Below are 11,485 nucleotides of genomic sequence, written 5' to 3'. Positions count from 1 at the left end.
ACGCTCGGTGATCTGTTTGACCGCTTCGGTCTTGAATTCTTCGGGGTATCTTTGCTTACTCATGGCACCTCCTATTGGGCCTCAGGTTTGAGGCTCAGAGGTGTCTAGAAAACCCGGGGCGATTCACCTTGATATAGCACCATCGGTGAGCAAAAAACGGGCACGCAAGTCGGCTTGTTTTCGAAGGTCAAGCCTTTGCGGGGATGCGCGAAATCGATCGAATTCCTCGCTGTCAAAGAACGCAAAGTCCCCGGCTGCCCCGGTCACGACGATGTGACCATCGGGAAGTAGGCGGTGTCTGGACTGCATAGCCCGAGGTGCGTACCTCACCCGAGCACCTGCGTAGATCGCCTGTCAGTCGATTTTTGATGCTTGACCTTGATCAAGACGCACAGTGCATTGATGCGAGCCATGCCCCCTCCTGTTCCTGAATCTCTTATTCAGAAACATTGTGCAACAACAATTCGCAAAATCGCACCGAAAAATGTGCGGCTTGGTGAGCAGTTGAGATTGAAGGTTCAATCCGAATTGAGGACGGATTCGATGTTGTACGGTCTGCCAACGGCCAGAAGTAGCTGGTGGCGGCAAGCAAAAGCGGACGCTCAACGCTTAGCGCTTAAGCTAACCGGCACTTTGCGCTGGCAGCGGATAAACCACCTTGAACTGCTCACAGGCCAAGGGAATAGAGTCAGAAAAGACGCGCATGGAAGAAGCGCATTCCCGCGTGAAGTAAGCTCTGTGCGCGTCCCGCCAATACGTGAGAGAACCATCACCTTCTCCCTCAATGGACGCGAACTCAGATGTAACTCGATCAAAGGGAACTATATCGACTTGAATGGTTTCGATGATGCATAACGGCTTTCCGCTGGAGTCAGTGACAACACTGAGATCGCCTTTCTTCGGAATTGGCTTCCCGGCATCTTCATACGACCAGACGGAGCCGGCGGTCGCCTGCTTTATGCGACTTAGAACCAACTGTCCGAGTTCGTCTGCCATTGCAGGAGAGTCGCCGAAGGAGAAAGCCTCATAGAAGCGACTTTCCTCGACATCACGAACGATGTCCAAGTACTCGCGCCACATGGATTGGACATTTGCGGGGATCACCATAATGCTGAAAGTGTGCGGCCTAACGTAACTTAGACCGCAAAACCTGGGGAATGGACTGGATTGTTCGGGATACTCTGGACAATTTTTCCTCCTGAAAGCGGCTTGCAGCCTGGGTTTGCAAGCGCAGGGCTGCTCAAACATTCAGGTGTAAAAATTCCCGCAAATCCCGCAGGCTTCATCTGGCCCAACTATAGCCTGCGAATTTGCTAAGGCAGGTCTCTCGACAGTCGCGTTTGGGCCGCAAGCAACTGGGGTACGAATCAATGACCGCTTAGGGGAATGGGGTCCAGCGTCGGCTTCGGGCCCGTTGCCGCTTTCACAACGGTGGCGAGCGGTCATTCAATCGACGATCCGGCGCCACCGGTGCGGTAAGGGCTCGTCGACGCGGCAGGCCGGCTGCCTAGGCAGACGCTCCAGGAGATCGTCTCAGGCATGACCTAGCGCTCGTCATCGACCTGCTTTTCAGCCACTGGCAACTACGCGCTTGCCCAGCAAGCGGCAGCCTTTGATGCCCCCGTTGGAGAAGAGCTTGTTTGGGGCCCGCAGGGCGATTTGGACATGTTCCGTTCCCTGATCAATTCCGTGCCGTTGGCTGATGCCGTAGACGGCCAGATTGCTAAAAGTACAAAAAATGACAACGTGATACTGCCATGCGGCGCTCATCCACCTCGCCGCAGCGGCAGCCATAGAGTGAACACCGTGCCTTGCGCGGAGGGCTGCAGGGGCTGCCAGCCGCAGTGCCCTCCCAGGGCCAGCGTGCGGCTGCGTACGTTGCCCAGGCCCCGGCGGCCGGGGGGCAGGGCGTCGGGAGGCAAGAAAGGGCGGCCATTGTCGTGCACACACACCTGCACGCCGGGCACACCGGGATCTACTCCTTGGGCGGCCTCGGCCGTGGAGACAGTGATGGCCGTGGCGCCGCTGTGCTTGACGATGTTGGTCAGCACCTCCTGAAGGATGCGCAGCACGTGCAGGGCGTTCTGTGCATCAAGCCAGGGCAGGGCGGGCACGTCGCTGGTGCGCCAGTACAGGGTGATGCCGGCCTCGCCCAGGCGCTGCTCCAGCCGAAAGCGCAGGCCCGCCAGTAGGGCCAGCAGGTCGGCGTCCACGGGTTCGAGCGAGTCGATGGAGATCTTCAGGTCGTCGATGCACTCCTTGAGGACCTGGGCCACGTCTACCGGCTGGTGGCGGGCCTGGCCGTGCTGCACCAGGCGCAGCGCGCTGGTCAGCGACGCGCCGACGCCGTCGTGCATCTCGCGCATGAGGCGCTGGCGCTCCAGCATCAGGGTCTGCTCGCGCTCGGCGGTGCGCAGGCGCTCGTGGGTGCGGCCCAGTTCGTGCTCCTGCGCGGCCAGGCGTTCGGCCAGGGTGGCGCGGGCGCGGGCGGCCTGGTCTTGCGCGTGGCTGTAGCGCGAGAATGCGAGGACCAGGAACAGCGTGAACAGGCCCACGCTGACATAGGGCGTGAGGTAGATGCCTTCGATGTTGCCCCAGTAGTTCTGCATGGCCATGTCGTGCAGGCTGATGGGTGCCACCATGGCGCCCCAGGCGGCCAGCAGCAGGTTGCTGGCGCTGCGCAGCCGCCAGGCCCCCACGGCGGCCACCGTGAGCAGCAGCAGCGTGGGCGGCACCATCAGCAGGCGCAGCAGCGGCAGCGTGGCGGTGTAGGCGGGCCACCACGACGGCAGCGCGGCGAGGGCCGCCGCCGCCAGGTACAGCGCCAGCGCCCGGCCCCCGCGCGGCCAGCGCTGGCCGTGAGCCAGGCACAGGAAGCACACCATGCAGCCCAGCGCGGCCAACTGCGCGGCCATGGCGATCCAGGTGAACCAGGCGAAGTCCATGTCCAGCCCCTCGCTGTCCACCAAGTAGGGCAGCGCGGCCACCGACTGGCAGGCCGCCATGGCGAAGAACAGCAGGAACAGGCGCACTTCGCCCTGCTGGCTGCGCCGGTACTTGAACCACAGCGCCAGCGCGAACAGGCTCATCAGCAGGAAGGCGGCGCGCCAGTACGACACCAGCCCCGTCTGCCAGAACATGCGCCAGCGCCAGGGTGTGAGCAGTTCCGTCGTGGGGCCGACCCACAACGACGACAGCGCACCGCCCACGCCCTGCTGGCTGGCCATGCGCAGGTGCACTTGCAGGTCGCCGGTGTGCGCGGCTTCATGAGGCAGGGCGCTCAGGCTGATCCAGATGGGGTCGTTGAAGCTGTTCCAGGGCCGGTCGCCGCGCGACTGCCAGACCAAGCGCCCCTGCACGTACACCGCCAGCGTCCCGATGGTCTGCCAGCGCGGGATGTACAGGCGTGTGCCCTGCGCCGTGGCGGCGAGCGCGCTGGCGGGCAGCGACAGGCGCCACCACTGCACCACGGGCGCGCCGCTGGCCAGCGCCGGATCGAGCACGCGCAGGGATCGGGGCACTGCGTGTGGCAGGTTGACCGCCTGCCAGGGCGTGCCGGAGGCCAGCACCGCGTCGTCTGCCGCGTGCAGCGAGGGCGGCGGCGCCCAGGCGGCACTGGGCGACTGCCAAGTCTGCGCTGCCGCCAGGTGGGCGGAGGTGGCGGCCTGGGCCAGGTGGCAGAAAACTATCAAAAAGAGAGCTGCCAGCGCTTTCTGGATAAGCGCCAGGGCCCGATTTTTCATGGATTGGCGGGTCACTCCAGCCAACCTTGACGCAACGCGGTGGTGACGGCTTCGGCGCGGGTCGTCACCTGCAGCTTGACGTACACGCGCCGCACGAAGGTGCGCACCGTGTTTCGCGACACGCCCATGGCCTGGGCCACTTCGTCCACCGAGTGGCCGTGCGCCACCAGGCGCAGCAGTTCGACCTCGCGCGCGGAGGGGGCGGCGTCGATCTGCGCCGGGGCGGGCGGCGGCAGGGAGGGCAGGGCGTGGAGGCGCTGGCGTACCAGCAGCTTGCGCGCCACCAGCGGGTTGATGGGGCTGCCGCCCGCGTGCAGGCTGCGCACCTCGTCCAGAACGGCCTGGGGCGGCAGGTCCTTGAGCAGGTAGCCCATGGCCCCGGCCTCGATGGCGTGCAGCACGTGCGCCTCGTCGCCGAACATGGTGCTGACCATGGTCGCCGCCGCGGGCCAGCGCGCCTGCAGAGCGGGCAGCACGTCAAGGCCGCTGCCGTCGGGCAGGCCCAGGTCGAGCAGCAGCACGTCCAGCGGCGGGCCGTCCTGCAGGGCGGCCAGCGCCTCGGCCCGGCTGCACGCCAGCCATTGCACGCACATGTCGGGTGCGGCTTGCAGCGCATAGGCCAGGGCGATGCGGCAGGCCGCGTCATCTTCCACCACGGCGACGCGGATGGGGTCGTTGGGCAAGTCCATGCCCGCGGATGCTGCCACAGCCTCCGGCGCGCGTCTGTCGTCCTATAGGGGGACAGACAGGGGCGTGGAGGCTGCGTAGCCTTGCGCTGTGTCAAACCGTAGCCTTGTGTTGCAAGGCGATACAGGTATCCCGGGGCTACAGGCCTTGCGGGACAAGCGCCAGCAGCTATCAAAAAATGACTCAACTCGCCCTCTACCGCCTTCTGTCCTTCACCACCACGCTGCTGCTGTCCTTGTCCGGCGCCAGCGCCCAGGCCGCCGTCTGCCGCGCCAGCCCCACGGGCACGGGCGATGGCAGCACCTGGGCGCAGGCCGCGCCGCTGCCCGCCGCGCTGGCGGATGCCGCCTGCACCGAAATTTGGCTCGCGCAAGGCAGCTACAGCCAGACGGCGGATGCCGAGGGCTTTCGCATCGCGCGCAACCTGGCGCTCTATGGCGGCTTCATGGGCACCGAAAGCACCCTGGCCGAGCGGCCCGCGCCCGTGAATGCCAGCGCCACCGTGCTCGACGGCGAGAACCAGCGCCGCGTGCTGCGCCTGGACGGCACCACGCCCGGCGGCCACATCACCGCCAGCACGGTGATCGACGGCCTGAGCATCGCCCGGGGCCACGCCGCCATGGACGCTGGCGGCGGCCTGCTGTGCCACGGCCCCTGCAGCCCGCGCATCACGCACGTCGTCTTCTCGGGCAACTTTGCCGCTGGCGGTGGCGGCGCCATCTTCAACCGCGCCATGAGCATGGCGCCCGCCAGCCCCACCATCAGCCACAGTACCTTCAGCGGCAACCGGGCCTCCTCGGGCGGCGCCATCGCCAACTTTGCCCCGGGCGCCATCGCCAGCCCCGCCATCAGCCACAGCACCTTTCACGACAACCACGCCGCCACGCACGGCGGTGCTATCTACAGCAACGGCGGCCACCTGGGCAACAGCAGCCCGGTCATCACGCACAGCACATTCAGCGGCAATACGGCGCAGGAAGGCGGCGCGCTCTACAGCCTCGGCGGCGGCGGCGGCATCAGCATGCCCCAGGTCATCGCCAGCATCTTCTGGGGCAACACCACCACCACGGGACCGCAGATCAGCGACATCATCGAGGCCAGCACCACCGTCAGCCACAGCATCGTGGAGGGCGGCTTCGCCGGCACGGGCAACCTGGCCCTGGACCCGCAACTCGGCCCGCTGCAAGACAACGGCGGCCCCACGCTCACCCGCATGCCCGGCGCCACGGGCAGCGCCATCGACGCGGTGGACTGCGCTGCCACCGGCGCCACCACCGACCAGCGCGGTGCCGCCCGCCCGCAAGGCAGCCAGTGCGACATCGGCGCGGTGGAGCGGCGCCTGGGCAGCTATCCGCTGAACGTCGGCATCACCGGCCACGGCACCGTGGCGGGCGGCCCGGCCCTGTGCGCGGCCACCACCACCGCCACCTGCGCCTTCACCTACACGGATGAGGGTGCGCCGCTGCACGTCACCCTGGCCGCCACGCCCGGCACGGGCCAGGCCTTCGCGGGCTGGGGCGGCGCCTGCACTGGCACGGGCGCCACCTGCACCGTGGCGATCGACGGGGCGCGCAGTGTGTCGGCCCGTTTTGCCCCCACCGCGGGCCCCGGCCCCGGCGGCGCGCAGCCCATTCCCACGCTGGGCGGCGGCGCACTGGCGCTGCTGGGTGCACTGCTCGGCCTGCTCGCGCTGCGCCGCAGGGTTTGAAGTGTTTTTGGCCTTTACCCCTTATCCAATAAGCGCAAGAAGCTATAAAAAATGAAGCAAACCATTCTTCCCACGCTCCTCGCCGCCTGCCTGGCGCTGCCCGCCGTGGGGCTGGCCCAGACCTGCGCCAGCCCCAACGCCACCAGTGACTACATCGTGGGCCAGGCCGAAGGCCGCGCCAGCGCGATGCACTGGGAGACGGGGCTGGTCTGGTCGCGCGCCATCGAGGGCAGCACGCTAGCCGATCAGCAAAAGCCCTGGACGGACTGGATTAACAACTGGCTGCCCACGCCGTTCGCCGGGCAGGAGGACTGGGGCGTCAACGCGGCCCTGGCGCAAGACCGCCTGCACACCGGCGTCTGGCGGCTGCCCTACAAGCTGGAGAACAGCGCGCTGGCAGCGGGCTGCCCTGACCCGGACTTCCGCCTCAACCGGGAGGTGCTGCCCACCGTGCATGGACAGGGGGGGCTGCACGGGTCGCTCTGGACGGCATCGCCCCGGCCGGGCAACCAGGGCAGCGCCTGGCAGACCTTGTTCGACCAGCAGCCGCAGGTGGGCACCTGGCTCTCCACCAACTCCGGCGGAGAAACGCGCCTGGTGCGCGGCGGACAGCCGTTTGCCAACCTGCCTGCGTCCCCGCCCGCCGATACCGTCCCGGCGGGCATGGTTGTGATCTACAACATCACCACCCCGCTGGCCAGCCAGTCGGGCGCAGGCGCATCGTGGGGCGGCGTGCGCATCAGCGGCAATGGCCGCCTGCGCGTGAATGGCGCAGGCTCCTGGGTGCGCGAGGCCATCGTGACCAGCGGCGACCAGATCCGCGTGCGCCTGCCGGCCCCGGCCACTGCGGGCCAGCAGGCCACGGCCACCCTGAGCCTGCGCAGCGGCGATACCACCGGCACCGCTGCCGCCGCCGCGAACGGCGGCGACGAAGCCACCCAGGTGCGCGAGAGCAGCATGCTCTTCACCCTCCATGCCAGCGCTGCGCCCGCGCCGCGCGCCTGCCGCGTCACGCCCAGCGGCAGCGGCGACGGCACCAGCTGGCCGCAGGCCGCCAGCCTGGACTTTGCGCTGGCCGAACCCAGTTGCAGCGAGGTCTGGCTGAAGCAATCCGCTGGCACTCCCTACGTGCCGTCCGGCGCGCAGGGCTTCGTCATCGAGCGCAACGTCAAGCTCTACGGCGGCTTCATTGGCACCGAGGCCGCGCTGGCCGAGCGGCCCCAGTCCGTGTCTCCCGGCCTGACGGTGCTGGACGCCAACAACAACAGCCGCGTGCTGTACCTGGACGGCAGCCTGGGCATCCCGCTTGATGACACGCTGATCGACAGCGTGTATCTGCTGCAGGGCGCGGCGGCCGGGCCTGGGGCCAACGGCGGCGCGCTGTACTGCAACGGCGCGGGCGTGGGCAGCGTGTGCAGCCCCTGGATAAACAGGGTGCACATCGGCGCCTCGTACGCCGACGGCGATGGCGGGGCCCTGTTCAACGACGCCAGCGGGGGCGGCGTCAGCAGCCCGGTGCTGACGAATGTCCTCATCAGCAACAACCACGCCGAGGGCCACGGCGGTGCCATCTACAACCGGGGCGAGGGCGGCACCAGCAGCCCCGTGCTGCGCAATGTTTCTATGGAAGGCAACGACGCCTACAACGGCAGCGGTGGCGCCATGTACAACCTCGCCAAGGGCAGCGGCGGCGTCAGCAGCCCGGTGATCGAGCAGGCCAGTTTCACAGGCAACGGCGCGGGTGTGTCCGGCGGCGCCATCCACAGCCTGACGGAGGGCGGCGGCACCAGCCATATGCAGGTGCGCAACGCCACCTTCGCCATCAACCAGTCCTCCGCCGGCAGGCCCGGCGGCGCCATCGCCATCGTGGGGGTGGACGGGGATGCCCGCGTGGACGCGGTGCACGCCACCTTCATGGGCAACATGGCCGGTGGCAACGGCAACGCGCTCTTCACCCAGGGCGGCGTGGTGGGGGTGCGCAACTCCGTGCTGTGGGGTAGCGCGGCCACGCGCTCTCAGGCCGTCACCTTTTTCACGGGCTCCACCACCATCACCGACAGCCTGATCCAGGACGGCTGCGCGGGCGGCAACGTGGCCCCCATGGGCGGCACCGCCACCTGCAACGGCGTGACGCTGGACGCCGACCCCGAACTGGGCGCGTTCGGCGCCAACGGCATGGATGGCTTCCCCAGCCTCTACGGCTACCTGCCCGATCTCACCAGCCTGCTGCAGGACGCCGTGGCCTGCACCCTGCCGATCGACCAGCGCGGCATCGCCCGCCCGCAGGGCATGGGCGCCACGCCTTGCGATATCGGTGCGCTGGAGCGGCGGACCCATGTGGAACTGGCGGTCACCGTCACCGGCATGGGCGTCGTGAACGGCGCCCCGTCGGCCTGCGCCACTGGCACCTGCAGCTACAACTACCCTGGCGAGGGCACCCCGCAGCTCCTTACCCTCGCTGCCATGCCCGCCATGGGCCACACCTTCATCGGCTGGAGCGGCGCCTGCTCCGGCACTGGCACGTGCAGCATCACCATGGACCAGGCGCGCGCCGTGAGCGCCGAGTTCTCCGGCCCCATCGCGCACACCCTGGGCGGCACGGTAGCGGGCCTTACGGGTATTGGCCTGGTGCTGCGCAACGGTGGCGAAGACCTGTCGGTGCAGGCCAACGGCGGCTTCACCTTCTTGCAACCGGTGGCGGATGGCGGCAGCTACGCCGTCACCGTGAAGACCCCGCCCACGGGCCAGACCTGCACGGTAACGGGCGGCAGCGGCACTGCCACCGCCAATGTGATCAGCGTGCAGGTGGCCTGCGCCGCTGCCACTTACGCCGTCACCGCCCTGCCTGCTGGCGCTATGGCCTGCACATCCAACGCGGTTGCCTACCTCGGCACCGTCACATGCCACGCCACGCCGCCTGCGGGCCAGATCACGCAAAGCATCAGCGGCTGCAACGGCACACCCACGGGCGTGGGCGACAACGACTACACCACCGCGCCGGTCACCAGCGCCTGCACCATCACGGCGACCTTTGCGCCGCTGCCGCAGCAAACCCACACACTGGGCGGCACCGCTACGGGCCTTACGGGCAGCGGCCTGGTGCTGCGCAACGGCAACGAAGACCTGGCGGTGCAGGCCAACGGCGGCTTCACCTTCTTGCAGCCCGTGGCGGATGGCGGCAGTTACGCAGTCACCGTGCAGGCCCAGCCCACGGGCCAGCGCTGCACCATCGCCAACGCCAGTGGCAGCAACGTCGCCGCCAACGTGGGCAATGTGCAGGTGGCCTGCGCGCCATACTTCGAAGGCACCACCGTGCCCGCCAGCGGCCCGGGCGGTACCGGCAGCGCTACCTTCACCGGTGGCGGCCCCGCCTGCCGGTTCAACCTGGGCGCCACCCGCTTCGAGGCCGCGCCCGCCGCGCTGCCGCCGGGCCACACGCTGCCTCAGGGCCTGCTGCGCATCAAGCTCGTGGGCTGTACCACCGCCGTTGCCATGCAGGTCACCTGGCCCGAGCCCGTGGCCGGCTACACCAAGTACGGCTTGGCCGCCCGCACCGACACTCAGCCCAGCTACTTCGAGCCTGCCGGCCTTGTCATCAGCGGCCACACGGCCCGCTTCACCCTGACCGACGGCGCGCAAGGTGACGACGACTGGACGCCCAACGGTGAAATCGCAGACCCTTCTGGCCCCATGGCCCTGGCGGCCGAGGCCATTCCCACGCTCTCGGCCTGGGGCCTGCTGCTGCTGTCCGTGCTGCTGGGCCTGATGGTGCTGCACACCAGGAGACTGTCATGACACAACCCCGCCTCCGCCGGCGGTCGCGCTTCCTGTGGCCGTTGCTCGCCGCCTGCGCCCTGGCCGGCCCCGCCCAGGCGGCCCCGTTTGCCTACATTCCCAACAGCAGCTCCGGCACTGTTTCGGTCATCGACGTAGCCAACGACACTGTCACAGCCACTGTGAACGTGGGCACCAACCCCTACGGCGTGGAGGTGAACCCGGCCGGCACCCGCGCTTATGTGGCCAACTCTGGCTCCGGCAATGTTTCCGTGATCAACCTGGCCACCAACACTGTTGTCGCCACAGTGCCTGTGGGCAACACTCCCACGGGAGTGGCGGTCAATCCGGCTGGCACTTATGCCTATGTGGCCAACTACGCCATCAACACTGTCTCGGTGATCGATCTGGCCACCAACACCGTCACGGCCGTTGTGCCTGTGAGTAGCCGCCCTTACGGTGTGGCGGTGAACCCGGTTGGCACTTATGCCTATGTGGCCAACTACGCCGCCAACACTGTCTCGGTGATCGACCTGGCCACCAACACCGTCATTGCCACTGTGCCAGTGGGCTCCAACCCTTCTGCCATAGCGGTGAATCCGGCCGGTACCCGTGCCTATGTGGCTAACCTCACCTCCGACAATGTCTCGGTGATCGACTTGGCTACAAATATCGTCGCAGCCACCGTGCCCGTGGGCAACGGCCCCATGGGGGTGGCGGTGAACCCTGCTGGCACCCGGGCCTACGTGAGCAGCCGCAGCACCGACAATGTCTCGGTAATCGACTTGACCACCGACACTGCCGTCGCCACCGTGTCAGTGGGCGACGGTCCTCTTGGTGTGGCAATAGACCCCGCCGGCACCCGCGCCTACGTGGTCAACCGCGGCTCCAACAATGTCTCGGTGATCGATCTGGCCACAAACACTGTCACCACCACCGTGGCCGTGGGGTGGAGTCCCGGAGCACTGGGCCTGTTCGTCGGCGGCCCCGTGCCAGCACCAGTCTCTCCCGCCGCGATCCCCAGCCTTCAGGCCTGGGCCTTGCTGCTGCTCGCGGCTGGGCTAGGGGGCCTTGGGCTGAAGCACCTGCGGCCTGCGCGGCGCGCTGGCGTTGCCGGACCGGGCTCAGGCTTCGGGGCGGGCCTGCGGGCATCCGGCGGCGCGGCTTGCGTCCCCGCAGCTCTCGAGCGCATATGTTGCCAGCACTGGCACATCCTCTTATGTACACCAATAGCGCCACCGGCAAACCCGCCGCTGTACTGCTCGTTTGGACAGCAGGATCCACTGGCATGCGCTCGACCATTGTAATTTTGCGCCACCTGGCACTGTGGGTCGCTGCGGGCCTGGCGAAGGTATTCGGATCGACCTTCCAGGCCCGATGGCTGAGCAGGTGGGAGGGTGGCTCGGCGTGCGTCTGAGTGCGCTGAAACTTTCCCATTGCCCATTGTCGTCTCAGACCGCCGCAGCTAGCCGGGCCGGTGAGCACAGTTCGCACGAAGTGGGTCTAGCGCCCAGGCTTTTCTGGAGCCTGCGCATGTCCATGCATGCCAGAACACGGCAAGGCAGAGCAACAC

The 11,485-nt window shown here is 67.6% G+C and carries 6 protein-coding genes; 3 read left to right on the top strand and 3 right to left on the bottom strand.

Annotated features, from left to right (window positions below; translation table 11 throughout):
• Nucleotides 1–621 precede the first annotated feature (621 nt).
• The 3 genes from KW843_RS11765 to KW843_RS11755 form a co-directional block, all read right to left on the bottom strand.
• Complete coding sequence (locus tag KW843_RS11765) at nucleotides 622–1,065, bottom strand: ASCH domain-containing protein (protein ID WP_218295281.1); 444 nt, start codon at nucleotides 1,063–1,065, stop codon at nucleotides 622–624.
• 701 nt (nucleotides 1,066–1,766) lie between these two features.
• Nucleotides 1,767–3,743 (bottom strand): ATP-binding protein, encoded by a 1,977-nt coding sequence (locus tag KW843_RS11760; RefSeq protein WP_255594679.1) that lies wholly within the window; start codon nucleotides 3,741–3,743, stop codon nucleotides 1,767–1,769.
• Nucleotides 3,744–3,754: 11 nt separating this feature from the next.
• Nucleotides 3,755–4,432: a response regulator transcription factor gene (locus tag KW843_RS11755; protein WP_218295280.1), complete on the bottom strand. Its 678-nt coding sequence runs from the start codon at nucleotides 4,430–4,432 to the stop codon at nucleotides 3,755–3,757.
• Between the two features lie 176 nt (nucleotides 4,433–4,608).
• On the opposite strand from KW843_RS11755, the gene KW843_RS11750 reads away from it, so the two are divergent.
• From KW843_RS11750 to KW843_RS11740, 3 genes are read left to right on the top strand one after another with little or no spacing between them, the layout of a single operon-like run.
• The gene (locus KW843_RS11750) at nucleotides 4,609–6,138 is read left to right on the top strand and encodes a choice-of-anchor Q domain-containing protein (protein WP_218295279.1); all 1,530 of its coding nucleotides are present in this window, start codon (nucleotides 4,609–4,611) and stop codon (nucleotides 6,136–6,138) included.
• A 51-nt stretch (nucleotides 6,139–6,189) separates the two neighbouring features.
• Nucleotides 6,190–9,933, top strand: a complete 3,744-nt coding sequence (locus KW843_RS11745) for an IPTL-CTERM sorting domain-containing protein (RefSeq protein WP_218295278.1) — start codon at nucleotides 6,190–6,192, stop codon at nucleotides 9,931–9,933.
• Complete coding sequence (locus tag KW843_RS11740; RefSeq protein ID WP_218295277.1) at nucleotides 9,930–11,219, top strand: beta-propeller fold lactonase family protein; 1,290 nt, start codon at nucleotides 9,930–9,932, stop codon at nucleotides 11,217–11,219. The genes KW843_RS11745 and KW843_RS11740 overlap by 4 nt, the downstream gene beginning before the upstream one ends.
• Nucleotides 11,220–11,485: the final 266 nt, after the last annotated feature.

The sequence above is a fragment of the Acidovorax sp. sif1233 genome (assembly GCF_019218755.1).
Lineage (GTDB): Bacteria > Pseudomonadota > Gammaproteobacteria > Burkholderiales > Burkholderiaceae_C > Acidovorax.
The sequence above is the reverse complement of the archived record's forward strand: the minus strand, read 5'-3'. Positions and strand labels throughout refer to the sequence as shown.